General features: G+C 68.0%; 24 protein-coding genes. 12 read left to right on the top strand and 12 right to left on the bottom strand.

Going from position 1 to position 25,324, the window contains the following annotated elements; all coding sequences use genetic code 11:
- Positions 1 to 95: 95 nt before the first annotated feature.
- The 6 genes from ACNS88_RS08695 to ACNS88_RS08670 all read right to left on the bottom strand — a co-directional run bounded on the left by ACNS88_RS08695 (position 96) and on the right by ACNS88_RS08670 (position 7,907).
- On the bottom strand, positions 96 to 560 hold the full coding sequence (locus ACNS88_RS08695) for a Zn-ribbon domain-containing OB-fold protein (protein WP_435095927.1): 465 nt from the start codon (positions 558 to 560) through the stop codon (positions 96 to 98).
- The gene (locus ACNS88_RS08690) at positions 557 to 1,717 is read right to left on the bottom strand and encodes a thiolase family protein (RefSeq protein ID WP_435095924.1); all 1,161 of its coding nucleotides are present in this window, start codon (positions 1,715 to 1,717) and stop codon (positions 557 to 559) included. The genes ACNS88_RS08695 and ACNS88_RS08690 overlap by 4 nt, the downstream gene beginning before the upstream one ends.
- Positions 1,718 to 1,803: 86 nt before the next feature.
- Positions 1,804 to 2,517: a bacteriorhodopsin gene (locus ACNS88_RS08685; RefSeq protein ID WP_435095921.1), complete on the bottom strand. Its 714-nt coding sequence runs from the start codon at positions 2,515 to 2,517 to the stop codon at positions 1,804 to 1,806.
- Positions 2,517 to 4,064 carry a methyl-accepting chemotaxis protein gene (locus ACNS88_RS08680; RefSeq protein ID WP_435095918.1) on the bottom strand — a complete coding sequence of 516 codons (1,548 nt, stop codon included), beginning with the start codon at positions 4,062 to 4,064 and terminating at the stop codon, positions 2,517 to 2,519. Before ACNS88_RS08680 ends, ACNS88_RS08685 begins: the two co-directional genes overlap by 1 nt.
- 120 nt (positions 4,065 to 4,184) lie before the next feature.
- On the bottom strand, positions 4,185 to 6,395 hold the full coding sequence (mutL, locus tag ACNS88_RS08675) for a DNA mismatch repair endonuclease MutL (protein WP_435095915.1): 2,211 nt from the start codon (positions 6,393 to 6,395) through the stop codon (positions 4,185 to 4,187).
- A 378-nt stretch (positions 6,396 to 6,773) separates the two neighbouring features.
- Positions 6,774 to 7,907, bottom strand: a complete 1,134-nt coding sequence (locus ACNS88_RS08670; RefSeq protein ID WP_435095912.1) for an ABC transporter ATP-binding protein — start codon at positions 7,905 to 7,907, stop codon at positions 6,774 to 6,776.
- Positions 7,908 to 8,175: 268 nt separating this feature from the next.
- Here ACNS88_RS08670 and ACNS88_RS08665 point away from each other — a divergent pair, with 268 nt between their 5' ends.
- From ACNS88_RS08665 to ACNS88_RS08650, 4 genes are all read left to right on the top strand, one after another.
- A complete protein-coding gene (locus ACNS88_RS08665; RefSeq protein ID WP_435095909.1) occupies positions 8,176 to 9,471 on the top strand; it encodes an extracellular solute-binding protein in 1,296 nt (431 codons plus the stop codon).
- Positions 9,472 to 9,492: 21 nt separating this feature from the next.
- Complete coding sequence (locus ACNS88_RS08660) at positions 9,493 to 10,488, top strand: carbohydrate ABC transporter permease (protein WP_435095906.1); 996 nt, start codon at positions 9,493 to 9,495, stop codon at positions 10,486 to 10,488.
- Positions 10,485 to 11,546, top strand: coding sequence for a sugar ABC transporter permease (locus tag ACNS88_RS08655; protein ID WP_435095903.1), 1,062 nt, complete (start codon positions 10,485 to 10,487; stop codon positions 11,544 to 11,546). The genes ACNS88_RS08660 and ACNS88_RS08655 overlap by 4 nt, the downstream gene beginning before the upstream one ends.
- 67 nt (positions 11,547 to 11,613) lie before the next feature.
- Complete coding sequence (locus ACNS88_RS08650; protein ID WP_435095900.1) at positions 11,614 to 13,779, top strand: alpha-amylase family glycosyl hydrolase; 2,166 nt, start codon at positions 11,614 to 11,616, stop codon at positions 13,777 to 13,779.
- Positions 13,780 to 13,818: 39 nt separating this feature from the next.
- Here the strand turns inward: ACNS88_RS08650 and ACNS88_RS08645 are convergent, their stop codons facing one another.
- Positions 13,819 to 14,850: a glutathione S-transferase family protein gene (locus ACNS88_RS08645; RefSeq protein WP_435095897.1), complete on the bottom strand. Its 1,032-nt coding sequence runs from the start codon at positions 14,848 to 14,850 to the stop codon at positions 13,819 to 13,821.
- A 145-nt stretch (positions 14,851 to 14,995) separates the two neighbouring features.
- Between ACNS88_RS08645 and ACNS88_RS08640 the strand changes: the two genes are divergently transcribed.
- Positions 14,996 to 16,291, top strand: a complete 1,296-nt coding sequence (locus ACNS88_RS08640) for an NAD(P)/FAD-dependent oxidoreductase (protein WP_435095894.1) — start codon at positions 14,996 to 14,998, stop codon at positions 16,289 to 16,291.
- A 13-nt stretch (positions 16,292 to 16,304) separates the two neighbouring features.
- On the opposite strand, the gene ACNS88_RS08635 is transcribed toward ACNS88_RS08640, so the two are convergent.
- The 3 genes from ACNS88_RS08635 to ACNS88_RS08625 are packed head-to-tail and all read right to left on the bottom strand — an operon-like array spanning position 16,305 to position 17,075.
- A complete protein-coding gene (locus ACNS88_RS08635) occupies positions 16,305 to 16,757 on the bottom strand; it encodes an Hsp20/alpha crystallin family protein (protein ID WP_435095891.1) in 453 nt (150 codons plus the stop codon).
- Between the two features lie 3 nt (positions 16,758 to 16,760).
- Positions 16,761 to 16,916: a DUF7559 family protein gene (locus ACNS88_RS08630; RefSeq protein ID WP_435072988.1), complete on the bottom strand. Its 156-nt coding sequence runs from the start codon at positions 16,914 to 16,916 to the stop codon at positions 16,761 to 16,763.
- Positions 16,917 to 16,943: 27 nt separating this feature from the next.
- Entirely contained in the window at positions 16,944 to 17,075 is a 132-nt protein-coding gene (locus ACNS88_RS08625) for a hypothetical protein (protein ID WP_435095888.1), read from the bottom strand.
- A 113-nt stretch (positions 17,076 to 17,188) separates the two neighbouring features.
- On the opposite strand from ACNS88_RS08625, the gene ACNS88_RS08620 reads away from it, so the two are divergent.
- Entirely contained in the window at positions 17,189 to 19,066 is a 1,878-nt protein-coding gene (locus ACNS88_RS08620; RefSeq protein WP_435095885.1) for a radical SAM protein, read from the top strand.
- A 4-nt stretch (positions 19,067 to 19,070) separates the two neighbouring features.
- Positions 19,071 to 19,931 (top strand): MBL fold metallo-hydrolase, encoded by an 861-nt coding sequence (locus ACNS88_RS08615; RefSeq protein ID WP_435095861.1) that lies wholly within the window; start codon positions 19,071 to 19,073, stop codon positions 19,929 to 19,931.
- A gap of 9 nt (positions 19,932 to 19,940) precedes the next feature.
- Here the strand turns inward: ACNS88_RS08615 and ACNS88_RS08610 are convergent, their stop codons facing one another.
- Both ACNS88_RS08610 and ACNS88_RS08605 read right to left on the bottom strand, forming a co-directional pair.
- Positions 19,941 to 20,561 carry an HAD family hydrolase gene (locus ACNS88_RS08610; protein WP_435095858.1) on the bottom strand — a complete coding sequence of 207 codons (621 nt, stop codon included), beginning with the start codon at positions 20,559 to 20,561 and terminating at the stop codon, positions 19,941 to 19,943.
- A 603-nt stretch (positions 20,562 to 21,164) separates the two neighbouring features.
- A complete protein-coding gene (locus tag ACNS88_RS08605) occupies positions 21,165 to 21,647 on the bottom strand; it encodes a DUF7321 family protein (protein WP_435095855.1) in 483 nt (160 codons plus the stop codon).
- Positions 21,648 to 21,762: 115 nt separating this feature from the next.
- Here ACNS88_RS08605 and ACNS88_RS08600 point away from each other — a divergent pair, with 115 nt between their 5' ends.
- From ACNS88_RS08600 to ACNS88_RS08580, 5 genes are all read left to right on the top strand, one after another.
- On the top strand, positions 21,763 to 22,578 hold the full coding sequence (locus ACNS88_RS08600; RefSeq protein ID WP_435095948.1) for a DUF7319 domain-containing protein: 816 nt from the start codon (positions 21,763 to 21,765) through the stop codon (positions 22,576 to 22,578).
- A 95-nt stretch (positions 22,579 to 22,673) separates the two neighbouring features.
- Complete coding sequence (locus tag ACNS88_RS08595) at positions 22,674 to 23,324, top strand: plastocyanin/azurin family copper-binding protein (RefSeq protein ID WP_435095852.1); 651 nt, start codon at positions 22,674 to 22,676, stop codon at positions 23,322 to 23,324.
- Positions 23,321 to 23,710, top strand: coding sequence for a DUF7318 family protein (locus ACNS88_RS08590; RefSeq protein WP_435095849.1), 390 nt, complete (start codon positions 23,321 to 23,323; stop codon positions 23,708 to 23,710). Before ACNS88_RS08595 ends, ACNS88_RS08590 begins: the two co-directional genes overlap by 4 nt.
- A gap of 7 nt (positions 23,711 to 23,717) precedes the next feature.
- Complete coding sequence (locus ACNS88_RS08585) at positions 23,718 to 24,527, top strand: cytochrome b (protein ID WP_435095846.1); 810 nt, start codon at positions 23,718 to 23,720, stop codon at positions 24,525 to 24,527.
- Between the two features lie 4 nt (positions 24,528 to 24,531).
- Positions 24,532 to 25,320 carry a cytochrome b family protein gene (locus ACNS88_RS08580; RefSeq protein WP_435095843.1) on the top strand — a complete coding sequence of 263 codons (789 nt, stop codon included), beginning with the start codon at positions 24,532 to 24,534 and terminating at the stop codon, positions 25,318 to 25,320.
- The last annotated feature ends 4 nt before the right edge of the window (positions 25,321 to 25,324 follow it).

Raw genomic sequence — 25,324 nt, 5'->3', positions numbered from 1 at the left:
TTAGTGGTTTGTATCACGAGTTGTCGGCTTCATCCCCGAGGTCAAGCCTCGGGGTATTCGCCTTGTCCGCCGATAAAAGCGAAAAACCCTCGCGGCTACTCCTCGACAGGCCGGAACCGGAACCCGTCCCAGTCCTGGCTCTCCGGCTCGCGGATCCCGGCGCCCGCCTCGCGGAGTTCGTCGGCGTAGACGGGCTCGACGCGGTCGCCGATGTCGACGTCGAAGGTCTCCCCGCTTTCGTCCTCTCGGTCAGCGACTTGGCCAAGTGCGCGGACCGCCGGACCGTCGTACTCGTCGTCCATGTCGAACTCGACGATTGCGAGGGTGTTGGGCTCGCGGACGCCCGGCGGCGTCGCCGTCGAGGTGGTCCACGTGAGGACGTTCCCTTCGTACTCCCGGAGGTCGACCGTCCCGACGCGCTCGGCGCCGTTCGGACTCACGGTGTGGGGCGGGTAGGTGACGGCCCCGTCCGCGTACTCGGCGGCCTCGAAGGTCTGTTCGGCGCTGTTCCCCTGATCGCCGGTGTCGATCGCGTCGTCGGTCGTCTCGTGTTCGCTCATTGGCTGCCCTCCAAGATCGTCGTGGTCACGCAGTTCCCGAACCCGCCGACGTTGCAGGCGAGCCCCGTGTCGGCCTCAACCTGCCGCGGACCGGCGGCGCCGGTAACTTGTTTAAATATCTCGTACACCTGTGCGACGCCGCTGGCGCCGAGGGGGTGGCCCTTCGATTTGAGCCCGCCGGAGGTGTTGATCGGGAGCTCGCCGTCGCGGTCGGTGACGCCCTCCTCGACCGCCTTCCAGCCCTCGCCCTTCTCGAAGAAGCCGAGGTCCTCGCTCTGGAGGAACTCGAGGATGGTGAACATGTCATGCAGCTCCGCCACGTCGACGTCGTCCGGCCCGATTCCAGCCATCTCGTAGGCGATGTCGGAGGAGTCGGCGACGCCCCCCATCGTCGTCGGGTCCGCGCGCTCGTGGACGACGTGGGTGTCGGTCGCACCCCCGATCCCCGAGACGACCGCGTACTCGTCTTCGGGAACGTACTCCTCGGCGACCGACTCCGGGCAAAACACGAGCGCGGCGGAGCCGTCCGTGATCGGACAGAAGTCGTACAGTCGGAGCGGGTCGGCGACTATCGGGGACTCGAGGACGGTGTCGAGGTCCACCTCCTTCTGGAACTGGGCGTGGGGGTTGTCCACGCCGTTCTTGTGGTTCTTCACTGCCACTTTCCCGAGGCTCTCGCGGGGCGCGTCGTACGTATCGAGGTAGAGGCGTGCGGTGAGGCCCGCGAAGGAGGGAAGCGTGACGCCCTGTTTGTACTCGACCGGGTGGGTGAGCGACGCGATCACGTCGGTCGCCTCCGCGGTCGTCCGGTGGGTCATCTTCTCGCCGCCGACTAACATCGTGAGGTCGCTCGCCCCGGAAGCGATCGACTGCCACGCGGCGTACACGCCCGCGCCCCCCGACGAGGAGGTCTGATCGATCCGAGCGGTGTACGCCGGAGTGGCCGCCAGATCGTGGGCGAGCGCGTTCGGGACGCCGGTCTGCCCTTCGAACTCACCGCTGGCCATGTTCGAAACGTACAGGTGATCGAGGTCGTCACCGTCGATTCCGGCGTCGTCGAGCGCGGCCGCGCCCGCCTCGGCCAGCAGCTCGCGCACCCAGGCGTCCCGCTGCCCGAACCGGGTCATCGACGCGCCGATGATCGCTACGCGTTCCATACGCGTGGGTCCACGGGGCCCGCCTAAAGCGTACCTCTCTCAGTCTGTGAGGTCGGTCCTTCGAGGGCGGGCGATGTCGGTCCGGGTTAGTCGGCCGCCACGGGGGTTCGCTCGCCGGTCGGCTCGGTGGTCCCGATATCCATGAACGCCTGCCGACGCGCGTAGAAGAAGTACACGTACGGCACCTTCGCCAGCACATCGAGGAAGGCGTAGGTGAGCGCGATCCCGACCGCACCGGCGAAGCCGATACCTTCCGGACCCATCAGCCAGACGAACGGGTACGCTAGCCACAGCAGGCCGATGTGGTTTTTCAGGAGGCTGAACAATCCCTGCTGCATCGGGTCGTCGGGGACGGACCGCGGGAACACGACGTAGAGGTACCCGAACAGCGAGACGTGGAACAGCGAGGAAACCCCGAACAAGATCCACTTCGTCGTCCCCCCAGCGATGACCCCCGCGGCGCCGAACGCGATCATCAGCGCGTCGGCGATCATCACGGCCGCGATGGTGCGACGAGAGGCGCCGGCGACGTACCCGACGAAGCCGACCAGAAGCGGCGTGGTGATGACCCAGTCGATGTACCGGAATCCGACGAACTCCGTCCCGTTAACCGTGACCGTACCGATCCCGAGCGCCATGGCGACGTACGAGATCCCGGCGAAGCCGGGGATGATCGCCAGCGCGGCCAGGCGGCGGCGGTCAGCCGAGGTTCCGAGGCTGACGTACAGCGCCGCCGTGATCCCCACACCGACGAGGAAGGCGGCCGCCGCCGCCGTGTACGCGACCGTGATGGGGTTCATTATCTGTCACCCCCGTCCGTCGTCGCTCGCGGTGGCGTCGCCCCGGCGGGGCTCCGCCCGCTTTTCGCACCGCCTTTCTCGATGGTGAACGCCGCGACGCGGTCCTGAAGCGTGCTGACGGCGTCTTGCTGGAACTCCCGTAACGAGTCGGACACGCCTTCCACGACCTCCTGTCCCTCTCGGACCTCTTCGGCCGTCTCGGTCGCGGTCTCGGCGGTCTCCGTGCTGAGGTCCGTGATCTCGTCGACGGAGCCGGCAGTGTCCTGAACCGTGTCGGCCTGCTGGGAGGTGGTACGGCGGATCTCCTCGAGCGAACGGTTGATCTCGTCGACGGAGTCGGCGATCGTCTCGATGTCGGTCAGCGTCGACTCCACGGTGTCGGTGCCGGTCTGGACCCGCTCCTGCGTCGAGCGGATCGACACCGTCACGTCCTCGGTCTGGTCGGCGATCTCGTTGATCATGGTATCGATCTCGTTGGCCCGGGACTGGGTCTCCTCCGCGAGGCTCTTCACCTCCTCGGCGACCACGTTGAATCCGCCCCCGTCCATGTCGCCTCCGGCGCGGGCGGCCTCTATCGAGGCGTTCAGCGCCAGCAAGTTCGTCTGCTCCGCGATCCCGCCGATGATGTCGACGATCTCGGTGATCTCGCCCATCTCCTCTCTGAGCTGCTCGACGCGATCGACGGCCTGCTCCGCCTCGGCCTCCACTTCGGCCATCTCGTCGAGGGCGGCCCGCGAAGACTCGCGGGCGTCGCTGCTGGCCGTCGTGACCTCCTCGCTCCGGGCGGAGAGGTCGTCGACCGTGGCCGCGATCTCCTCGGCCGAGGCGCTGACGTTCTCGACATCCGAGGCGATCGAACCCAGTTCCTCGCGCTGGTCCTGCGCCTGCGTCCTGATCGCCGAGGCCGACTCGACCGCCCCGCCGACGCGTTGTTCGACCTCGTTGCTCATCGCGGCCATCTCGCCCGCGTCGGTCTCTATCCGGTCGGCCATCTCCGTCACCGTCACGACCGTGTCTTCGAGGTCGTCCATCATTCGGTTGAACGACTCGCCGACCGTCGCCAACGCCTCGTTCTCCGCGTCGACGTCCACCCGCTGCGTGAGGTCGCCCGTGGCGGCCTGCTCCATCACGTTCCCGTACCGTTCCGCGGTCGTACGGTACTGTTCGGCCATCTCGGTCGCTTCCGTCCGCGCCTCTTCCGCTTCTTCCTGGACGCGTTCCATCTCCGCCAGCCGGGACTTCAGCGAGACCCGCATCTCTTCTATCGATCCCGCGAGCCGGCCGAACTCGTCAGTCCGGGTGGACCGGACCTCTCTGTCGATGTTTCCCTCCGTGACGCGGCGCGTCTGTGCGCCGATTTCGGTGACGCTGGCGACGGTCTCCGCCGCGTTGATCGACCCTAACGTGAGGAGCCCGGCCACGGCCGCCACGATCGTCGCGTTGACCTCACCGGTTACCAGCCCGACGGTGACGACGAACGCCCCTGTGGCGACGTATCCGAGCCCCAGTTTCAGACCGTAGCTGCCTCTTACTCCTGCAATTCGCATAGAATTATGTTCGTGATGAAGTAGATAAGTTACCGGTGTAATATTATCACACACGATAGCGGGCGTCGTCGCGACGGCGATTCGGCTCCGTCGGTGGGCCGAGTCGACGGGTCGGCGGTCTCACTCCGCACGCCGGCCGGCGTGGCCGGGGTAGTCGCGCTCGAACCGGGACCCGATCTCGTCGCGGTCGAGCCGGATCACGACCGGCCGGCCGTGCGGGCAGGCGTACGGGTTCTCGCAGCCGTCGAGCCGGTCGAGCAGGTCGACGACCGACCCCTCCGTCAGCGAGGTGTTCCCGGTCACGGACGGGTAACACGCCAGGTCCGCGAGCAGCTCGTCGACCACGTCCGTCACCGGCTCGTCGCCCGCGGTCGCGTCGCCGACGAGTGCGGAGAGCACGTCCCGGACGAGCCCCGGATCGAACGCGGCGTCGAACACCGCCGGGACCGACTCGACGATGACCTCGCGCTCTCCCGCGCGCTCGGCGCGGAACCCGACTCTCGCGAGGTCCTCGACGAACTCCTCGAACAGCGCCGCCTCCCGCGCGGTGAGCTCGATCCGGACGGGCTCGGCGAGCGCCTGCGCGTCGGCGCCGTCGCCGAAGGCGGCCTGCAGGCGCTCGTAGTTCACCCGCTCGTCGGCGGCGTGCTGGTCGATCAACACGAGCCCGTCGGGCGCCTCCGCGACGACGTACGTCTCGTGGAGCTGCCCGAGCACCCGCAGCGGCGGGAGCGAGTCGTAGGTGCGCTCCGCGCTCGTCGCCTCGCCGTCGAGGGTCCGCTGGGCGGTCGCGGACGCGCGCGATTCGGCCGGCGGCTCTCGTCGTTCGCTCGGCGCACCGGCGGCGGGGTCCGCTGCGGCGTCGGCGTCGAAGGTTCCCACGGCGTCAGCGCTCTCGGAACCGTCGCCATCGTCGTTTCCCGCACTCCCCTCGACCTCGCCCGGGTCCGACTGCCAGCTCCGGGGTGAGGGACGGTCGGACGCGGGGGCGACGGGATCGGCGGCGGCGTCCGAGCCAACGTCGCCGACCGCCCACGCGTCGTCGTCCGTGGGGTCCAGTTCGGACGCGTCTGACGCGTCTGACGCGTCGGACGCGGATTCGGAGACGGAACCGTCGCTGTGGCCGCGGTCCTCACCGGACTCGTCGCCGCCCTCGCGGCCGCCGAGCGCGGCGCGCTCGTGGTCGGTCCCGGCGCCGCCGATGGCCTCGGTCTCGGGTCTTTCGGGACTGATCTCGGTCTGATCGGGAGCCGACTGTCCCCGCGGCGCAGTCGAGCGGATCAGCCCGTGGTCGAGCAGCGCCGCCTCCACCGCCTCCTCGACCGCGGCGCGCACCGCCGGCTCCTCGTCGAACCGTACTTCGAGCTTTCGGGGGTGGACGTTCACGTCGACGTCGCCGGGCGGGACCTCGACGAAGAGCACCGCGAAGGGGTACCGGTCGGGCGCGAGCTGGCCGCCGTACGCGTCGATGACGGCTTCGCGGAGCGCGCTTGCGGTGACGTACCGACCGTTGACGTAGGTCGCGAGGTACTCGCGGGTCGACCGGGTTGTCTCCGGGTGGGAGACGAGTCCGGTGACGGCGTGAACGGGCGGGTCGGCGCGAGCGGGCGGGTCGGCGGCGTCCGATCCGCTGTCGTCCGACGGCCACTCCACGTCCACCATCGCCTCCGCGACCTCGCGGCCGTAGACGGCGAGAACGGCCGACCGGAGGTCGCCGTTCCCCTCGGTCGCGAACGTCTCCCGACCGTCGTGTTCCAGCGAGACGGCGACGTCGGGATTGGCGAGCGCGTAGCCGGTGACGACGGTGTTGATCCGGTCGAACTCGGTCGCGGTCCGCTTGAGGAACTTCTTGCGGGCGGGGGTGTTATAAAAGAGGTCGTCGACCTCGACGGTCGTGCCCTCGGGGCAGCCGGCGGGGCGTACGTTGCCCACGTCGCCGCCATCAACGGTGATCTCTGCGCCCGCCTCGGCGCCCACCGGGCACGACCGGACGGTGAGTCGCGAGACCGCGCCGACCGTGTACAGCGCCTCGCCGCGGAAGCCGAGGGTGCCGACGCCGCGGTCGAGGTCCCCGATGTCGCCGATCTTGGAGGTGGCGTGTTCCGCGACCGCGGCCTCCAGTTGGTCCTCGGGGATGCCCACGCCGTCGTCGCGGACGCGGACTCCCTCGGTGCCGCCGGCCTCGACCGACACGGCCACGCGGCTCGCGCCCGCGTCGAGGCTGTTCTCGATCAGCTCCTTGACGACGCTGGCCGGGCGCTCGACGACCTCGCCGGCCGCGATGCGCTGGACGGTGCGCTCGTCCAACCGCTCGATGTTCGGCGGCTCCATTGCTACTCTCCGGTGGGACGAGCGCGCACTTGAAGCCGTTGTCGCCGCGGGCGACGTAGGACGGACGGTGTCGGACGGCGACACTATTTATAAACCGATCCGCGGTGGCGCGCGCCCGTGAGCGGCCGAAAGGCCGCGAACGGCGGCGCGCGAGGGACGCAGCGAACGAAGTGAGCCGCGAGGTTGGGGTGGTGTGAGGCTGCGGTGCGGGGTGGGACTCAAAGGGGCAGTCGGGAGGGCGGCGCAGGCGACGTAAGCACTGCAGGGAGTGAGCGAAGCGAATGACCGAAGCGCGCAGCGAGCGTGCGCCGCCCTCCCGGCTGGGGCTTTGGAGGTGTTCACCGTCGACCCCCAATCAACTGTTTATAAGTAATCGCATCAGACGACCGCAGCCTCGATCTCCTCGTCTGTCAGGAAGACGTCCTCGCCAGTCTCGGCGTCGAACAGGTGGATACGCTCCTCCTCGAAGACGACGCCGACCTCGTCGCCGGCCTCGGGCTTGACGTCCGCCGGGGCCCGAGCGAGGAAGTCATCGTTCACGGAGAGGTGGACGTAGTTGTCGGATCCGATCGGCTCGACGACCTCGACGGTGGCCGTGAGCGTCTCGTCGCCGGCCGGGTCCTCGACGATCCCGATGTTTTCGGGGCGGATCCCGAGCGTGTACGGACCGCTTTTGAGGTCGTGCCCCGCCACGTAGTCGCGGGTAAGCGCGAGCGCGAGCCCCGACGCGTCGTCCCGGATCGTCGCCGTCGTCCCGTCGGTCTCCACATCGACGTCGATGAAGTTCATCGAGGGGGAGCCGATGAAGCCGGCGACGAACTCGTTGACCGGGTTCTCGTACACCTCGGTCGGCTCGCCGACCTGCTGGAGTTCCCCGTCGTTCAGGATGGCGAGGCGGTCGCCCATCGTCATCGCCTCCTCCTGGTCGTGGGTGACGTACATCGCCGTGACGCCGAACTCCTTCTGGAGCTTCTGGATCTCCGCGCGCATCTCGGTGCGGAGCTTCGCGTCGAGGTTCGAAAGCGGCTCGTCGAAGAGGAACACCTCGGGCTCGCGGGCGATGGCCCGGCCGAGCGCGACGCGCTGCTTCTGACCGCCGGAAAGCTCGTCCGGCTTGTCGTCAAGCAGGTCCGCGATGCCCATCATCTCGGCCATCTCGGTCACGCGCTCGTGACGCTCCGCTTTCGTCATCTCCGTGCTCATCTTGAGCCCGAACGCCATATTCTCCATCACCGTCTTGTGGGGGTACAGCGCGTAGTTCTGGAACACCATCGCGACGGGCCGGTCCGTCGCGTGGATCTCTGTGACATCCTCGTCGTCGAAGCTGACGGTCCCCGACGTGGGCTCCTCAAGCCCCGCTACCATCCGCAGCGTGGTGGTCTTCCCGCAGCCCGACGGCCCGACGACGGTCACGAACTCGCCGTTCTCGATCTCCAAGTCGAGGTCGTCGACGGCGACGATGGTTCCCCGGTCGAACTCCTTCCGGAGCGTGTCGAGCGTTACTCTTGCCATTTACTGGCAAAGGGTGCTTCCGGCATATTAGTTCTTCGCTGTTTTTTCGATATATGAGGAATAATCTCATCTTATATATATTCGGAGACCGGACTTCGGCGTGAATCCGCGGAGTGTCCGTTCCGCGACCGCGCGGAGTTCGACGGTATCGACGCGATCGACTGTACTGGTCAACGAGGCCGCCGCGATGGAGGCGGACGCCGCCGGCTCCCCACAGACCCCAAAAACTAAATGTACGAATATGTAATTCATCGTTTGTTGAAGCCACATGAACGAGAAACGCAGAACGCTACTGAAGACGGTGGGAGGAAGTACCGCGCTCGCAGCGCTCGCGGGCTGTATTAGCACGGGCGGCGACGGCTCTGACGGGTCGGACGGCGACGACGGGTCCGACGGCTCCGACGGTGACGATGGGTCCGACGGCTCCGACGGCGGGAGTCAAGGAACGGCGACGCTGTGGACCGACCTCTCCGATGGCGAGGACGAGGCCATAACCTCGTACGTCGAAGAGTTCGAGTCGGAGATGGGCCACACGATCAACAAAGAAGCGCCCGGCGGCGACCTCGACCAGCAGCTCGAGACCGCCATTCCGTCCGGCGAGGGGCCCGACTCGTGGATTTGGGCGCACGACTGGGTCGGTCGGTTCGCGGTCCGCGAGGAGCCGCCGTTCCTCTACGACGCGAGCGACGACGTCGACGTCTCGCTCGACGAGTACTCCGGGGCCGCACAGCAGGCTGTTCAGTACGACGGCGCGCTCCACGGGCTCCCGTTCGCCTCCGAGACTGTCGCCCTGTATTACAACGAGGACATGGTCGACGGAGCGCCGGAGACCCTCGAGGAGATGGTCTCGGTCATGGACGAGTTCCACAATCCGTCCAACGGCGAGTACGGACTCTCGTACCCCGTCGCCGACCCGTACTTCGTGAGCGGGTTCATCCAGGCGTACGGCGGGAACATCTACGACGAGGAGAACCGGGAGGTCACCCTCGACAGCGACGCCTGCAAGCAGGGAATGGACGCGCTCGAGACCGTCTCGGACTACGTCCCGGCCGACCCGGGCTACGAGTCGCAGATCGTCGCGTTCGCTGACGGCGCCGCTCCGTTCGCGATCAACGGGCCCTGGGAGCTCGCGAACCTCTCCGAGGAGATCGACAACCTCGGCGTCGCGCCGCTGCCGACGATCGACGGCAACGACCCGCGCACCTACTCCGGGATCCAGACGTTCTACTTCAGTGCCATGCTGAACGACGCCGACCAGTCGACGATCGATGCGACCACCGGGCTCGCCGAGTGGTACACCACGAACGAGGAGATCGTCGAGACCAACGCGGCGGAGCAGGGGTACATCCCCGTGCTCAGCTCCGTGGTTGAGGACGGAAACCTCTCGGCGGAAGTCGAGGCGTTCGCCAAACAGGTCGACCGTGGCGTCCCGATCCCGACTCATCCGGACATGAACAGTGTCTGGACCCCGTTGACGGACGCGCTCGAACGCGTCTTCAACGACGATCAGGAGAGCGGTCCCGCGCTCGACCAGGCTGCCTCCGAGATCCGGGAGAACCTGTAAGCGCCCTCTCACTCAGCCATCATGGCTTCCTCACACACCGGTACCGGCACGAGCGCCTTGGCGCGGCTCCGAGCGGCGGTACCGTTCTCCAACCGCGACTGGGGACTGCTCCTCGTCATCCCCGGCGTGATCCTGTTTTCCAGCTTCATGCTGTACCCGATCTTTTATCTGTTTTACATCTCGCTGACCAACGCGACGTTCGCCGGGTCGGTGATCGGGGGCGGCGCCGAGCTGATCGGGCTGGACAACTACGTCCAGCTGCTCGGCGACTCGCAGTTCTGGACCTCGATGTCGACGACGTGGCTGTTTGTCGCCGTCTCGCTCGTGATCAAGGTGTTCGTCGCCGTCGGCATCGCCCTCCTGTTGAACCACGCCCGCGTCGTCGGGAAGCGCTACATGCGCGCGGCGGTGATCGTGCCGCTCGGGTTCCCCGGGATCTTCACGATCACGGTCTGGCGCGGGATGTTCAGCGACGCCCGGTTCGGCGTGTTCAACACGCTCCTCGGGCGGTACAACGGCGTCATGTCGTCGCTGTCGGCGCCCGAGGCCCTGCTGTTCGACGTCCCGATCGGTTTCCTCAGCGGCCGCTGGGAGGCGTTCTTCGCGTACGTCACCACGGAGGTGTGGTTGGCGTACCCGTTCATGGTGATCATCATCGTGAGCGCGCTTCAGGACGTGCCCCGCGAGCTCCACGAGGCGGCGATGGTCGACGGGGCGGGACCCCTCCAGCGGTTCCGCACCGTGACGCTGCCCGCGATCAGGCGGCCGGTGCTGTTCGCGTCGATCCTCACCGGCGCGACGTCGTTCCAGCAGTTCCTGATCCCGTGGGTGTTCAACCAGGGCGGCCCGTCCCGGAAGAACGAGCTGATCATCGTGTACGGCTACCGCGAGGCGATCAGCTTCAACCAGTTCGGGCTCTCGGCCGCGATCCTCATCGTCGCGATTGCCGTCATCGGCGTGTTCATGTACGCCGCCGTGCGCTACGGCGGCCTCGCCGAGGGGGTGGGTGACGAATGAGCGCCCTCGGAGCCGTCCTGGCGCTGATCCGCGCGAAGCTCGTCGGACTCGCGACCGCCCCGAAGCGGCTCGTGGTGACGGTCCAGCGGGCGATCTACGACCTGCGGACCGGCAAGCGCACCCCGTGGGACGTCGCCAAGAGCGTGCTGATGACCGTCTTCGGGCTGTCGATGGTGCTGATACTGCTGTTCCCGCTGTTCTGGATCTTCACGGCGTCGCTCGCCGAGGGGACTCGGCTGTTCAACACGAGCGGGATCTTCCCCGACCCGGCGACGTACAACCTCGACGCGTACCGGTGGGTGTTCTTCGAGTCCGACTTCTTCTTCGTCGACGGCGACTGGGGGTACCCCCAGCTCGTCCTCGGCGGGAGCGAGGGACTGCTGAGCTTCCGGTGGGCCGGGACCGAGACCGGCCCCGGCGCCGTGTTCAACAGCCTCTATCTCGTGAGCGTGACGATCGTCGCCGGCTTCGGGATGATCGTGCCGGCGGCGTACGCGTTCTCGCGGCGGAGCTTCGTCGGTCGCAAGCGGATCCTCTACGGCTACGTCCTCTTCACGCAGATCGGCGCCGGCCTCTCGATCGCGACGCTCGTGGCGCTGTACTCGCTGTTCAGCTCGTACGGGCTGACGAACAACCTGTTCATCCTCGGGCTGTTCTACGCAGCGGGCGCGATCCCGTTCAACACCTGGCTGCTGAAGACGTACATGGACAACATCCCCGTCTCCTACGAGGAGGCGGCGATGGTCGACGGCGCGAGCTTCCTGGACACGATCCGGGAGGTGATCCTCCCGCTGACGAAGCCGGGGCTCGCCGTCGTCCTCATCTTCGTCTGGCTCGCCGGGTGGAACGAGTTCATCATCGCGCAGACGCTGCTCTCGCCGGAGAACTACCCGCTCTCGGTCGAGCTGTACAACCTCGCGACTGAGGGTCGGTTCTCGACGCCGTGGACGCGCTTCGCGGCGTTCGCGAACCTGTTCGCGCTCCCCGTCGCGATCGTCTACTTCGCGGCGCAGCGCTCCGTTGAGGACGGCCTCTCGTTCGGCGGGATGGAAGGGTGAGACCGCGTGGGTCGCCGGTTTTTCGACGAAACACAACAGTGATATCTTCTCACGCGCCGCCCCCAGTATGCACCATCCCGGTCCGCCCCGCTTCGTCTCAGTCGGCGAATCCGTCGAACTGGCCCCGCGAAACCCCGTCCCCGACGCGGAGTACCGGTGGTCGGTCGCCGCCGCGCCCGCCGAGAGCGAGTTCGAAGCGGGTGCGGCGCTCCCGATCGGGACGCCCGCAGGGCATCCGGAATCCGAACGCCGTGAGACCGAATCTGGACCGGTCGTCCACTTCCGCCCGGACGTCTCCGGCACGTACGTCGTCGAACTCGACGCCCCGGACGGCACGCACGAGCTGACGGTTCGCACCTTCCCCGACGAGCGGCGCGACGCGCGGTTTTCGATCGCCGCGGACGACCTCCCGCTCTTGGAGTCGAAACGCGGCTCGACGCCTATCTCAGTCAGCGGTCCGTTCAACAACCACCTGCTCGCGACCGACCGCCCGCGTCGCGTCGGCGACGACTACGTCCTCGACGCGCGGCTCCCCCCGGGCGAACACGCTGCGTCCTTCGCGGTGAACGACGACCTCGCGGAGGGCGTCAGGACCACCGTCGAGGTCGACGGGCCGGGCCGCCCTCGCGTCCGGCTCGACGCGACCGTGGACGGCGACGAGGTCGCGGTCACGGCGACGCCGAAGAGCGCTCCCGACAGCGAATACTCGAACGGAAACCTCCCCGTCGAGTTCTACCTCGACGGTCGTGACGACCTCGGCGGCGACGACGTAGCAGTCGACGCCCGCGAGCTCCGTACGTCGCTCGATGCCCTCCCGGAACGCGCTCGGATCCACGCCGTCACCGCCGGAGAGCGCCGGAGCATCGGTGACACCGTCCTCCTCGAGGCGACCGGCTCCGGCGCCGTCTCCGTCACGCGTCCGAACGACCCGCCGGAGTGGGCCGAGTCCCCGACGGTGTACGAGATCTTCGTCCGCTCGTTCGCCGGCGAGACGCTGCCGACGACGTTCCGCGAGATCGAGCGCCGCGTCGAGTACCTCGAGTCCCTCGAGGTCGACTGCCTCTGGTTGACTCCCGTGCTCGCCAGCCCGACGACGCACGGCTACCACATCACCGACTACTTCGACACCGCCGACGACCTCGGCTCCCGCGAGGCGTTCGAGTCGCTCGTCGACCGCTGCCACGAGGCCGACATCAAGGTGGTCTTCGACCTCGTCGTCAACCACACCTCGCGGGACCATCCGGCGTTTCAGCTGCACTCGGCGGGCGTCGACGCGTACGCCGACCACTTCCGCCGCGTCGACGCCGAGCGCAACGTCGTCGACGTGGAGTGGGCGAGCCTCCGAGAGGGAGGCGACGACATCCCCGAGTACTACTTCAACTGGCAGCGCATCCCGAACCTCAACTACGACTCGCTCGCCGTCCGGTCGTGGATGCTCGACGTGGTCGACGAGTGGGCGGACGTCGTCGACGGCTTCCGGTGCGACGTCGCGTGGGGCGTCTCCCACGCGTTCTGGAAGGAAGTCCGCGACCGCGTTCCCGAGGACTTCCTGCTCCTCGACGAGACGATCCCGCGGGACGCGGACTACCACGAGGGCGAGTTCCACATGCACTACGACACGACGCTGTACGAGACGCTCCGCGACGTCGGTGCGGGCGAGAAGCCCGCCGACGCCGTCCTCGACGCGCTCGACGACGCGGCGTGGGCGGGCTTCCCCGACTCGGCCGTGCACCTCCGGTACGTCGAGAACCACGACGAGAGTCGCTACGTCGACGAGTACGACGAACCGTCGCTGCGCGCGGCCGCGGCGGCGACGTTCACCGTCCCGGGCGCACCGATGATCTACTACGGGCAGGAGCGCGGCGTCCCCGAGCAGCGCGGCCCGATGCGCTGGCATGACGGCGACGCCGATCTCACCGCGTTCCACCGCGCGCTCGCATCGCTCCGTGCTGAGATACCCGCCCTCCGCGACGGCGTCGTCGAACCCGTCGCACACGAGGTCACGGCGGGCGACAGTGCAGAAGAGGCAGGTGACGGTAGGGACGACGCGGTCGTCGCATATGCGCGCGAAGACGGGGAACACCGGTACGTCGTCGTCCTCAATTTCGCCGCCGACACCGCGTCGGTGTCGCTAGGCGAACCGGTCGAGCCGACCGATCTCATCTCGGGCGAAGCGGTCGTCGACGGCGACGCGGTTGCGATCGACGACGCTGCCGTGCTCTGCGCGCGCTGAGTCTCTCCCGCGAAAAAACGGCCGTCACGAGCCGTAGACTCAGTCCGCTGCGTCCGGCGTCGGCGCCTCACCGCTGAGCCGGTCGCGGTCGTGGTCCGCTTCGAAGTCAAGGTCCGGGCCGCGCGCGATAATTCCCGTCGGGGTCACGTCCGGGTGTGTCGTGTAGTAGTGTTCTTTGATGTGGCTCATGTTCACGGTCTCGGCGACGCCCTCGGTCTGGTAGAGGTCGCGGAGGTACGGCCACAGGTGCTCGTACTGGTGGATGAACGTCCGGTTGCACATGAAGTGGGTGTGGTACACCTGATCGAATCGGACCAGCGTCGTGAACATGCAGATGTCCGCCTCGGTCAGCGAGTCGCCGACGAGGAAGCGCCGGTCGGCGAGGTGGTCGTTCCAGTGGTCGAGCGCGCCGAACAGGTCGTCGATCGCCTCGTCGTAGGCCGCCTGCGACGTTGCGAACCCGGCGCGATAGACGCCGTTGTTGACGGGCTCGTAAATCTCGGTGATGACCTCGTCGACGTCGGCGACGGTCGCCTCGTCGTCGGGGGCGGGCAGCAGCGACACGTCGTTGCCGAGGTCGTCGAACGCCGTCGAGAGGGTTCGGAGTATCTCGCGGGACTCGTTGTTGACGATCGTCTCCTCCTCTGTGTCCCACAGCACGGGGACGGTCACCCGGCAGGTGGCGTCGGGATCGGCCTCGACGTACAACTCCCGGAGGTAGTCGCTCCCGTGGAGGTGGTCGGGCGTACAGCCCTCCTTCTCGGGGGAGAACTGCCAGCCGCCCTCGCCGCGGTACGGGTCGACGACCGAGACGTCGATCGCGTCCTCCAGCCCGAGCAGCGAGCGCGCGAGGAGGATCCGGTGCGCCCACGGGCAGGCGTACGAGACGTACAGGTGATACCGGCCCGCCTCGGGCTGGAACCGCTCGTCCGGCTCGGCGTCAACGCCGTCGGGCACGTCGCTGCCGGCGATCCAGTTTCGGAACGTCGTGTCGCCGCGCTGGAACGAGCCGTCCTCGTCGGTCGCTTCGTACGTGTCCGTTCGCCACTCGCCGTCGACGAGTTGGTTCATACGGATCACACGGGCGCGAGCCTCATAACGTGGCCGGGGACGCGCGTGTCACCGGGGCCGTCTGGCCGCCACGACCAACTCCTGAGAGGACACCGCGAACGCATTTCTGCGCCACGGTTAACCCCGTCCCGCGGGAGGCGAACTCATGAGCCGATCCGCGCGAACGGACCCGAGAGCCCCGCCCGCCGTCGCGGTCGTCGGCGGCGGCGCCGTCGGTGTCACCGCTGCCGCCGACCTCGCGGCCCGCGGCGCCGACGTGACGCTGTACGACCGGAGTACGCTCGGCGCCGGGAGCTCCGGGCGCGCGGCGGGCGTGCTGTACGACGCGTACGCCGAGGACGTCGACGCCGCACTGGCCGCCCGCGCGATAGAGCGATTCCGGGCGTTCGACCGCTCGCTCCCCGGATTCTCGTTCACCCCGTGTCCCTACGTCATCGCCGTCCGCGAGGGCGACGCGGACGCGGAAGCCGTGCCGGCGATGGTCGACCGAATGCGCGCACACGGTCGCGCCGTCTCGGTCGTCGACCCCGAGCCGCTCGGCGAGCGGTTCCCGATCGCGACCGGCGACCTCGCGGCGGCCGCGGTGGCCGAAAACGCCGGCTGGTGTGATCCCGCGAGTTACGTCGCCGCGACAGGCGAGCGCGCGCGGCGCGAGGGGGTTGCCGTCCAGACCGACACCCCCGTCTCGCTCGCGGGCGACGGTCCCGAACTCCTGGTTGGCGACGCGGATCGACGCGGAGCCGGCCGGGGGTTCGACGCCGTCGTCGTCGCCGCCGGCGCGCACACCACCGACCTCCTCGGCGAGGCGGGGATCGAGGTCCCGGTAGTCCCGTACCGCGTGCAGGCGCTGACGGCGGGGCTCGGTGAGGCCGGATCGGCGGGCGGAGAGGCCGGATCAGCGGGCTACGACGGGCCGGTGGTGTACGACGAGCCGATGGTGTACGACGCGACAGCGGGCGTGTACCTCCGACCGCACCCGACGGGGCTGCTCGCCGGCGACGGCACGGAGCCGGTCCCGGCCGACCCCGACGGCTACGACCGGACGGGCGACGACTGGTTCGTCGAATCGGTCTCGGCGACGCTCCGCGAGCGACTCGACGTCGTCGGTCCGGACTGGGCAGCCGACCCGACCGGCCCGGACGTGGAGCGCGCGTGGGCCGGCCTCTGTACGGCTACGCCCGACGGCGACCCGCTCGTCGGCCCGGTCGGTGACCCCGCCGACCGCGTCTTCGTCGCCGCCGGCTGGCAGGGCCACGGATTCATGCGCGCGCCGGCGGTCGGCGAACTCGTCGCCGAAGGAGTGCTCGCGTCGCTCGATGGGATCGAGGCGAGAGAACCGGCGTCTCCGTGGATCGACGCGTTCGACCCCGACCGGTTCGACGGAGACGAGGAGTTCGACATCGCGGAGGGAATGTCCGTGGAGCGCCGGTCGGGTGAGTGAGTGGGCGCCGGAGTCAGGCGCCGTCGGTCGCGTGGGCGTCCGTCTCGTCTTCTTCCACTTCTTCCACTACTTCCACGTCGCGGCCGTCGTCCTTCTTCGGAATCTCGACCTGGAGGGTCCCGTTCCGCGTGAGCGTCGCGTTCGCGCCCTGGGGCGTCACGTTCGCGTCGTGAGGGAGGTCGGCGCTCCCGGAGAGCGAGACGCCGCGGCCCGGGAACAACATCTCGTAGCCGTCGTAGAAGTCGCGGAACCGGTCAAGCTCGACCTCGACGGTGTGATCGAGGAACGTCACGTTCAGGTCCTCGCCGCGGACGCCGGGGGCGTCGAAGACGACGAGGTAGGCGTCGTCGCTCTCGAGGAGGTCGTGTGAAAGCGGGCGCCGCTCCTGCATCTTGCTCCACCCGCGACCGACGCGTTCGAGCGCCTGACGGACGATTGACCGGCCGGTCTCGACGAGTTCGCTCACGGGCTACACCTCGATCTCGGCGAGGTCGCTCCCGCCGCAGTACGGACACGACAGGTCCCCGACCGCGTGGTCGTCGGGCACGTCGTAGGTGTAGTGGTTCTCGAACATGTCGAGCTCGCAGTCGTCGCTCTCGCATTTGACCTCCATCGTCGATGGCATATACGGAGTCTTTGTGTCGGCGTGGGCTTAAACGGCGTGGCGGCGGTCGTCCGGCCGGGGCTCCGCGCCGAGGAACCGTCCCGCGGCGGACGCGCAGACCGCGTCGAGCGCGACGTACTGTCCGATCTGCTGCCGGCGAGCGGGCGGATCGGAGGACATGCGTCCCGGTTCGCGCGGCCCTTTATAAGCGATCGACTCGAAGTCCCCCTCGGTCTCCCCGCATCACGCGTTCCGCACGCTTTTCCCGTCTTGGCCGACTACGATGGGGCAACATGACCGATTCGCCCGCGTCGGGCCGGGGCTCGCTCCCGCCCGACCCGAACGACCTCTCCGTCACCGTCGTCGACGGCTACGTCGACGAGCCGGCGCACTTCGGCGTGCCGCCGTACATCTCGACGTACCCGCGGTACACGGCCGGCGCGCTCGTCGACGCGGGCGTCCCCGAGTCGCAGATCACCTACCACACCATCGACGAACTGCGGGACGACCGGAGCAAGCACGCTGACGTCGCGAACGCGGACCTCATGGTGTACGTCGGCGGGATGACGGTCCCCGGCAAGTACGTCGGCGGGACCCCCGCGGAGCCGGACGAGGTCCGAGAACTGGGGTGGACCGCGGACGGCGTCACCCTACTCGGCGGTCCCGTTCGGTTCGGGGTCGGCGAGGAGAACGCGGGCGCACAGGAGACCGAGCGCGACGACCTCGACTACGACTTCGTCGCCATGGGCGACGTGGAGGCGGCCGCGTACGACCTCGTGAGCGAGGGGTTAGAGGGGTTCGGGAACCGGATGCGCGACAACGCCGAGATCGATCGGTGGGCCGAGAAGGGAGCGTTCGTCGTCGAGCAGCACCCCAACCACCCGGACTACCTCATCTGCGAGATGGAGACCTCCCGCGGGTGCGCCTATCGGTGTTCGTTCTGCACGGAGCCGCTGTACGGGAGCCCGGCGTTCCGCGAGGCGGGGTCGGTCGTCGACGAGGTCGACGCGCTCTCGAGCCGGGGAGTCAGACACTTCCGGCTCGGGCGGCAGGCCGACATCCTCGCGTTCGGCGGCGACGGCGAGGCGCCCAACCCCGACGCCCTCCGAGAGCTGTACACCGGGATACGCGAGGTTGCGCCCGACCTCCGGACGCTCCACCTCGACAACATGAACCCGGTGACGATCACCGACTATCCCGAGGCCTCCCGCGAGGCGATCCGGGTCATCGCCGCGCACAACACGCCCGGCGACACCGCCGCCTTCGGCCTCGAATCGGCCGACCCAGTGGTTCAAGAGCAGAACAACCTGCTCGTCACCGCCGAGGAATGTCTGGAGGCCGTCCGCGTCGTCAACGAGGAGGGCGGCTGGCGCCCGGGCGACACCCCGGAGACGACCCCCGGCCCAGACGATCGGGTGCTCGGCCCCTCGACCGGGCCGGACGCCTCCCCGCGGCTGCCGAAGCTCCTGCCCGGAATCAACCTCGTCCACGGGCTCACGGGCGAGCGCCCGGAGACGTACGAACACAACAAGCGGTTCCTCCAGACGGTGTACGACGAGGGGCTCATGCTCCGCCGGATAAACATCCGGCAGGTGATGGCGTTCGCCGGCACGGAGATGGCCGAGACGGGCGCCGACATCGCACAAGAGCACAAAGACCAGTTCCAGGCGTACAAGCGGGAGGTGCGCGAGACGGTCGATAACCCGATGCTCGACCGGGTCGTGCCGCCAGGAACGGTCCTCCCCGACCTCCACCTGGAGTACCACCAAGACGGCAAGACGTTCGGCCGCCAGCTCGGCACGTACGCGCTCCTCGTCGCCGTTCCCGGCGAACGGGAGCTCGGTACCGCCATCGACGTGGCGATCACGGACCACGGCTATCGCTCGGTTACCGGGGTGCCATACCCGCTCGACGTCAACGCGGCGTCGATGGACGAACTGACCGCGATCCCCGGAATCAACCGGAGCAAAGCCGGAGATATCGTCGTCGGGCGCCCGTACGGCGCCATCGAGGAGGTCGATTCCGGCGTCGCCGACCTCTCGCGGTTCGCCGTCGCCGGCGACGTCGACGTACCGATTCCGGGGCGAGACCGCGCGGGGTCGGGCCCCGGACCGGCCGCACGCTCCCTGCTAAACCGGCGCGACGGCTCCTCGGTCGGACGCGGGGACTGAGGCGATGGCGACGCCGGACCGACCGGACTCGGGATCGTCGATCGACCGCGTCGCGGTTCCTGTCGACACCCGCGCGCCCGACGGGACGACGAACGCGTACCTCGCTCAAGGGCTCCTCGTCGACCCCGCGGCTCGCGTCGACGCGTTCGATGCGATCGTCGGCGTCGACAAGTCGGGCGCTGCTGGCCAGACGGTGACAGCGGTCGACGCGATCGCGGTCACGCACACGCACCCGGATCACGTCGGCGGGGTCGCCGAGTACGCCGACGCGACGGGCGCGCCCGTGTTCGCGCACGCCGACCATCTCGGCCGGTTCGCGGACACGACCGGTGTGGAGCCGGACGGGACGTTCGAAGGCGGAGAGACGGTGGGGAACACCGACGTCCGCGCGGTCGAGACGCCCGGCCACGCGCCGGATCACGTCGCCTTCGCGGTTTCGGAGCGTCGCGAAGGCGGCGGTCACGCTCGCGCCCTGCTCTGTGGCGACCTCGCCGTCGCCGAGGGGAGCGTCGTGGTCGGCGCCCCCGAAGGCGACCTCCGTGGATACCTCGGCAGCCTCAGACGCGTCCGCGACGCCGACTACGACCGACTCTATCCGGGGCATGGACCCGCGATCGACGACCCAGCGGTCGCTTGCGATCGCCTACTCGACCACCGGCTTGACCGCGAGCGATCCGTCCTCGCGGCGGTCGAGGCCGGCGCGAGCGACGTGGACGCCGTCGTCGACACCGCCTATAACAAGGACCTGACCGGCGTCGCGGACCTCGCGCGGGCGACGGTCGTCGCGCATCTTGAAAAGCTCCGAGCCGAGGGACGTCTCGGCGGGGAGTGGGCGGACCGCCTCGCCCGCGAGCGAGATCGGTGAAGACCGACGCTACGGCTCGGCCTCGAGCTCGGCCGCGATCCGCGAGAGAGGCGTCTCCGTCACGTCGACGAAGCGGCCGCCGACGTCCTCGATCCCCCCGTCGGTGGCGGGGTCGTCGCCGACGTGGACCAGCGACGCGGGCGCGACACCGAGCGCGTCAGCGGCGGTCTCGAACGCCTTCGGATTGGGCTTCCGCCAGCCGCAGCCGACGCTCGTCGTGACCGCGTCGAACTCGCCGCGGAGGCCGGCGCGGATCAGCGTCTTGGGGACCAGCTCCGGCACCGCGCAGTTCGAGAGGAGCCCGACGGGGCCCTGCGCGGCCACGTCGCGGACGGCCGCTCGCGCGCCGTCACGCCGGGTCACGTCCGGGTCGAACGCCGCGACGACGGCGTGCCGGACGACGTTGTCCGCGGCCTCAACGCCGCGTGAGCGGAGCGCGTGCGCCGCGTGAGCGGGGAGCGGGACCTCGGCGCCCGCCGGGGCGTCCACGTGTCGCTCGCCGTACGCGACGTGCCAGTCGTCCGGCACCTCGACGCCGCGCGACTCCAGCTCGCGCGCGACGATTTCCGCGGGGTCGGACGGGTACTCGACGTCGACGAGGGTCCCGAACAGGTCGAAAGTGACTGCCACGATACCGGGAGTACGGCGAAACCGGGATTGAACCTGTCGGTCGGTGCGGTCGATGCCGGGTTTGGAAGTCGTCCGGGCGTCCGGGCGTCCGGGCGTCCGGGCGTCTGGGCTCCCTCCAGAAGCGTCGTTGAAACACTCTCCGGTGGTCAGGAATCAGTCCGAAGCGGCCGGTCACTGAGAGACGCTTCCTGATCGATGGCGGGAGTGAGTATATCGAATTGGGTGAGTGGTTGTTTATACGTGATCGAGTGGTGTTGCTGTCGGCTGTTTATAAGTGGCAGACGGCTCTGCGGTGAACACCTGCAAAGCCCCACCCGCACAGCACCGCAACCTCACACCTCCCCAACCTCGCCGCTCGCGCTTCAAAGCGCTCGCGGCGTCCCTCGCGCGCGCTCCTCGCGCCCGGTGGGCGCTCAGAGGCACGCGCCACCGCACCGTTACGTTCATTTATAAGCGAACGTCGCAGCCGCTCACAGTTGTTTAAATATGGGTGTCGACTCCGATACACTGCAACATCCACTCCCGAACTTGATCGCTGCTGTGGCTGTCGTGACTGCGCCCGACGCGGAACGCGTCTCCCGCTGATGGTGTCGGCGAGCCCTGTCAGAGCATCGGCGCGATGTGGAGCGCGTAGAGCCGGTAGAGCCCGGTCACCCACGCGCACAGCCAGAGAATCATGAACCCGGCCACGCCGGCTCGAAGCCGCGCGCGCCAGTGGCCCATATCCTCGTGGATCTCGTCGATGTCGACGTCGGGGTCCTCGTACGCGTCCGCGTTGTGCTTCGCCTGTAGGATCCGGACGATCCCGGTGAGCGCGAACGCCAGCAGCGCGTACGCCTGCACCCCGAGGAACGCGTGGATCACGGCGAGCCCGGACAGATGGAGGAAGAGCCGCGGGATCATCCACCCGACGATCGGGACGGTCGTGAGCACCAGCCCGACGGTGATGTACCGCAAGTGGCGCATAAGGACGGTCCACGTCACGGTCTCGGTGTCGATCATGATCCACGCCCCGTACAGCAGGAACGGGAGACTCGCCGTCACCGACAGCCCGGCCGCCGCCCCGATAATCGACTCGTCGACCATTACTCGCAGTTGGGTCTCCGGCGCGTAAAGCCCCGGGATCCGTGGCCGCGGGAGCCGCGGGTCGCGCCGACCGTAGACGAAAACAGTTAGCGTCCGGAGTACGTACCTTCACATGATGGAGGACACCTCGAGGGAACCGGATCCGGAGCCACAACCGGACCGGACGCCGGACGAGTCCGACGGCGACGCTCCTGTCGACGCTCCCGACGACGCGGACGACCTGGCTGCGCTCCGCGAGCGGGTCGACGAGGAGTACGACTTCGACGACTTCGGCCCCTCGGACATGGCCCGGATGAGCGCGGAGGAGTGGGACGCCGCGTTCGATCCGGACTCGTGGATCACGGGGGACCGCCTGCTCCGCCGCGCCGAGGCGGAGTTGAAGTCCCGAATCGCGCGCCGGGACGTGTTCGGCGTGTTGGAACACGTTCGCGAGGACGGCGAAGACCGGCTCCTCGTGTACTCAGACGAGGGGTACGCGATCGTCCGACCGACGGGCGAGGTGACCGGGCAGGGAACCGTGCTCCGAGATATCGAGCCGATCGTCGCGCTCGCGTCGATGGAGTCCTACGACGTGCCCGAACCCCCGGACGACTGGTCGCTTCCGCACCCGGACACCGTCCGGGAGGGCACGGGCGAGTTCGGGAACCTGATGATCCAGGTGATCGCGGTCGTGCAGGTGCTCGCCGGAGCGGCGCTGCTCGTCGCCTCGTTCGTGACCGACCTGAACACGATCGTCGCCCCGGCGATGGGGATCGTGTTCCTGCTCATCGGCCTGCTGCTCTTCGTCATGGTCGCGAACGCACGGCTCTCCGATCGGTTCCGTTCGGAGGAGTATCGCGAGCGGTTGCGGGCCCTCCAGCAGGCGAAGGAACGGCCCGACTTCGTCCCGGTCGAAGGCGGGGTCGTGAACGAGGAGACGCGGGACGAGTGAACCGCCGATTTCGCGGGATACAGGCCTTGAAAACCCCTCCACGTCGACGGGTTCAGTCGGTGGGTTTAAGCGCACCCCGTCCCGAGTAAACGTGTATGAAAAGGCGGGAATTCGTGCGCACGGCCGGCGGTGCGACCGCCGTGGCCGCGGTCGGTTCCGGAGCGACCGGGACGGCCGCCGCACAGGAACAACAACCGGTCTGGCCCAGCGGCGTCACGGGCGGGAACCTCGGGTCGTACCTAGACGCCCGCGGTGAGAGCGAAGTGACCGTACAGGTGGGCGCGGGCGATAACGGGCTCGCGTTCGACGCCACGAAGCTGTGGGTCGATCCGGGCACAGTGATCACGTTCGAGTGGACCGGAAACGGCGGCGCGCACAACGTCCAGACGGTCGAGGGTGGCGGCCCGGCCGGTCTCGATAGCGGCGAGGCCGTCGGCGAGGAGGGATACACCTACGAGTACGAGGTGACAGAGGAAGATGTCGGCATCACGCACTACCAGTGCGTCCCCCACGCGGCCGTCGGCATGCACGGCGGCCTCGCCGTCGGTGAGGACATCGAAACCGAGGAGGTCGGCGGCGGCGGGAACACCGGGTGGCCGGAGAACATCGCCCACGTCGGCGTCCCGCTACACGCCCACTGGGTCGGTATCGCGGCGATACTCGGTATCTCGCTAACCTTCGTGTTCACCTTCTACCTGCTGAAGTACGGTGAGTCGGCACACACCGGCCACGGAGGTGCCCAATGAGCTCCGGCGGTTCCTCGTACGGTGACATTCACCGGTACGAGCCCGCACGAGAGAGCACCGCCGCCGCGATCGCGATCGTGCTCCTCACGGTTATCGAAGTCGTGTTCGTCTCGCTGTTCGTCTACGGGCTCATGTCTGCGTGGGCCTCGACGGAGTTCGGAAACATGTTCGCCGGCGCGTTACTGGCGATGATCTTCATCGACCTCGCGTTCATCCTCCTGCTGTACCGCAAGGAGTTCCTGCCGGACGTGATGATCGTGAAGAAGCGCCGTCGCAAGTGGGAAGACCTCTACATCCGCGAAGAGGACAAGGACGGCACGAGCGTCGACACCGGCAACCTGACCGAGACGCTCAAACACGCCGTCTACCCGTACTACAAGAAGTGATCAGACAATGAGTCTCAAAAAACAAGACGAGATGGACCACAACGCGTGGCTCAAAAACCAGGATCTGACGGTCATCGAGACCGCGTTCCTCACCACGCTCATCTGGCTCGACAAGCGGCTCCGCATCGTCGACTACCTCGAGCTGCTGGAGACGATGTACTACCGCGCGAACCTCCAGATGCCGAAGAGCCACACCGAACAGTACGACCTCGACAACAAGTTCTGGTACTGGTACCCCCTGTACTCGCTCGGCTCCCTCTCTATCATCGCGTACCTCGTCGCCGCAGTCTCGGGCGCGCTCTTGGGGTTCTACTACGCCCCGTCGACCGCCGGCGCCGTCGCACAGGGCGACCCGACGGCCGCGTACGACTCGCTCGTGATGATCATGAAGGACGTCCAGTTCGGATACATGCTCCGCTCGATCCACCGCTGGTCGGCCCAGTTCATGGTGGCGGCGGTGTTCCTGCACATGCTCCGCGTGTACTTCACCGGCTCTTACAAGGAGCCCCGTGAGGTCAACTGGATCCTCGGGATCGTCCTCATCGGCCTGACGCTACTGTTCGGCTTCTCCGGGTACGTGCTCCCGTGGAAGCAGCTGTCCTTCTGGGCGGCACAGATCGGCGTCGAGATGGCGCTCGCGACGCCCCTCGTGGGCGAGTGGGCGGCACAGCTCCTGTTCGGCGGCTTCACGCTCGGACAGGCGACGCTCGTGAGAATGTACATCCTGCACGTGTTCGTGCTGCCGTTCGTGGTGACCGGCCTCATCGCCCTCCACGTCGGCATCGTTTGGGTGCAGGGCATCGCGGAACCGCACTAATCCAATGACCGAAAAAGAGACACCGATGACGGACGGAGGCACCGACGCGGAAGCGCGCACGGACGGCGGTCCGCCGGCGACCGTGCCGCCGGACGACGAGACGCCGACCTGGTCTGAGCGCAAGGAGCACTCGCAAGGGCTCGCACAGCTCACCTACCAGTACTTCGAGCGATCGCGCCGCGAGGACGAGGACCTCCGCGCCGAGTCGACGTACGTCGAGCGCGACGTGCTCGGCTTCCCGACGTGGCCTCACGAGACCCTCCGGAACTTCGCGATCACGAGCTTCTTTGTCGGGATCATGATCCTCGTCGCAGCGCTGATGCCGGCCCACTTCGGCGAACCAGCCAACCCCGGTTCGACGCCGGCGATCATCCTCCCCGACTGGTACCTCTACTGGTCGTTCGGCCTGCTGAAGCTCAACCCGCTCAACCCCGAGCTGGCCGTGCTTGGCGGCAATATCGTCATGTCGAACGAGTTCCTCGGCATCGTCGCCCACGGGATCGTCTTCGGCGTCATCGGACTCGTGCCGTTCCTCAACAAGGGGAGCGCGCGCCGCCCCGTCGAGCAGCCGTTCTGGGCCGCCGTCGGCGTGACGGGCGTCATCCTCGCGTTCACGCTCGCGGCGCTCGCGATCCAGAACTTCTTCCCGATCTCGCTCGACCTGCTGCTCACGCTCACGTTCATGCTGCCCGTGCTGGGCGGCATCCTCACCTATGCGGTGTTGAAGACGATGCGTGAAGGGTACATGTACGACCTGAACCGGCGGTACTACATGCTGCGGCCCCCGAAGTAACGGG

This window comes from Halorubrum shenae (assembly GCF_051194165.1).
Lineage (GTDB): Archaea > Halobacteriota > Halobacteria > Halobacteriales > Haloferacaceae > Halorubrum.
Note: the sequence above shows the minus strand (reverse complement) of the source record. Positions and strands in the feature narration are given on the sequence as shown.

What these genes read in the sequence shown, in the direction of transcription:
- ACNS88_RS08660 (WP_435095906.1), top strand. Translation starts at nt 9,493, where the DNA reads ATGGCTTCCTCACACACCGGTACCGGCACGAGCGCCTTGGCGCGGCTC.
- ACNS88_RS08605 (WP_435095855.1), bottom strand. Translation starts at nt 21,647, where the DNA reads ATGGTCGACGAGTCGATTATCGGGGCGGCGGCCGGGCTGTCGGTGACG.
- ACNS88_RS08695 (WP_435095927.1), bottom strand. Translation starts at nt 560, where the DNA reads ATGAGCGAACACGAGACGACCGACGACGCGATCGACACCGGCGATCAG.
- ACNS88_RS08585 (WP_435095846.1), top strand. Translation starts at nt 23,718, where the DNA reads ATGAGTCTCAAAAAACAAGACGAGATGGACCACAACGCGTGGCTCAAA.
- ACNS88_RS08685 (WP_435095921.1), bottom strand. Translation starts at nt 2,517, where the DNA reads ATGAACCCCATCACGGTCGCGTACACGGCGGCGGCGGCCGCCTTCCTC.
- ACNS88_RS08640 (WP_435095894.1), top strand. Translation starts at nt 14,996, where the DNA reads ATGAGCCGATCCGCGCGAACGGACCCGAGAGCCCCGCCCGCCGTCGCG.
- ACNS88_RS08625 (WP_435095888.1), bottom strand. Translation starts at nt 17,075, where the DNA reads ATGTCCTCCGATCCGCCCGCTCGCCGGCAGCAGATCGGACAGTACGTC.
- ACNS88_RS08615 (WP_435095861.1), top strand. Translation starts at nt 19,071, where the DNA reads ATGGCGACGCCGGACCGACCGGACTCGGGATCGTCGATCGACCGCGTC.
- mutL (WP_435095915.1), bottom strand. Translation starts at nt 6,395, where the DNA reads ATGGAGCCGCCGAACATCGAGCGGTTGGACGAGCGCACCGTCCAGCGC.
- ACNS88_RS08680 (WP_435095918.1), bottom strand. Translation starts at nt 4,064, where the DNA reads ATGCGAATTGCAGGAGTAAGAGGCAGCTACGGTCTGAAACTGGGGCTC.
- ACNS88_RS08590 (WP_435095849.1), top strand. Translation starts at nt 23,321, where the DNA reads ATGAGCTCCGGCGGTTCCTCGTACGGTGACATTCACCGGTACGAGCCC.
- ACNS88_RS08595 (WP_435095852.1), top strand. Translation starts at nt 22,674, where the DNA reads ATGAAAAGGCGGGAATTCGTGCGCACGGCCGGCGGTGCGACCGCCGTG.
- ACNS88_RS08690 (WP_435095924.1), bottom strand. Translation starts at nt 1,717, where the DNA reads ATGGAACGCGTAGCGATCATCGGCGCGTCGATGACCCGGTTCGGGCAG.
- ACNS88_RS08665 (WP_435095909.1), top strand. Translation starts at nt 8,176, where the DNA reads ATGAACGAGAAACGCAGAACGCTACTGAAGACGGTGGGAGGAAGTACC.
- ACNS88_RS08650 (WP_435095900.1), top strand. Translation starts at nt 11,614, where the DNA reads ATGCACCATCCCGGTCCGCCCCGCTTCGTCTCAGTCGGCGAATCCGTC.
- ACNS88_RS08670 (WP_435095912.1), bottom strand. Translation starts at nt 7,907, where the DNA reads ATGGCAAGAGTAACGCTCGACACGCTCCGGAAGGAGTTCGACCGGGGA.
- ACNS88_RS08620 (WP_435095885.1), top strand. Translation starts at nt 17,189, where the DNA reads ATGACCGATTCGCCCGCGTCGGGCCGGGGCTCGCTCCCGCCCGACCCG.
- ACNS88_RS08645 (WP_435095897.1), bottom strand. Translation starts at nt 14,850, where the DNA reads ATGAACCAACTCGTCGACGGCGAGTGGCGAACGGACACGTACGAAGCG.
- ACNS88_RS08655 (WP_435095903.1), top strand. Translation starts at nt 10,485, where the DNA reads ATGAGCGCCCTCGGAGCCGTCCTGGCGCTGATCCGCGCGAAGCTCGTC.
- ACNS88_RS08600 (WP_435095948.1), top strand. Translation starts at nt 21,763, where the DNA reads ATGGAGGACACCTCGAGGGAACCGGATCCGGAGCCACAACCGGACCGG.
- ACNS88_RS08630 (WP_435072988.1), bottom strand. Translation starts at nt 16,916, where the DNA reads ATGCCATCGACGATGGAGGTCAAATGCGAGAGCGACGACTGCGAGCTC.
- ACNS88_RS08580 (WP_435095843.1), top strand. Translation starts at nt 24,532, where the DNA reads ATGACCGAAAAAGAGACACCGATGACGGACGGAGGCACCGACGCGGAA.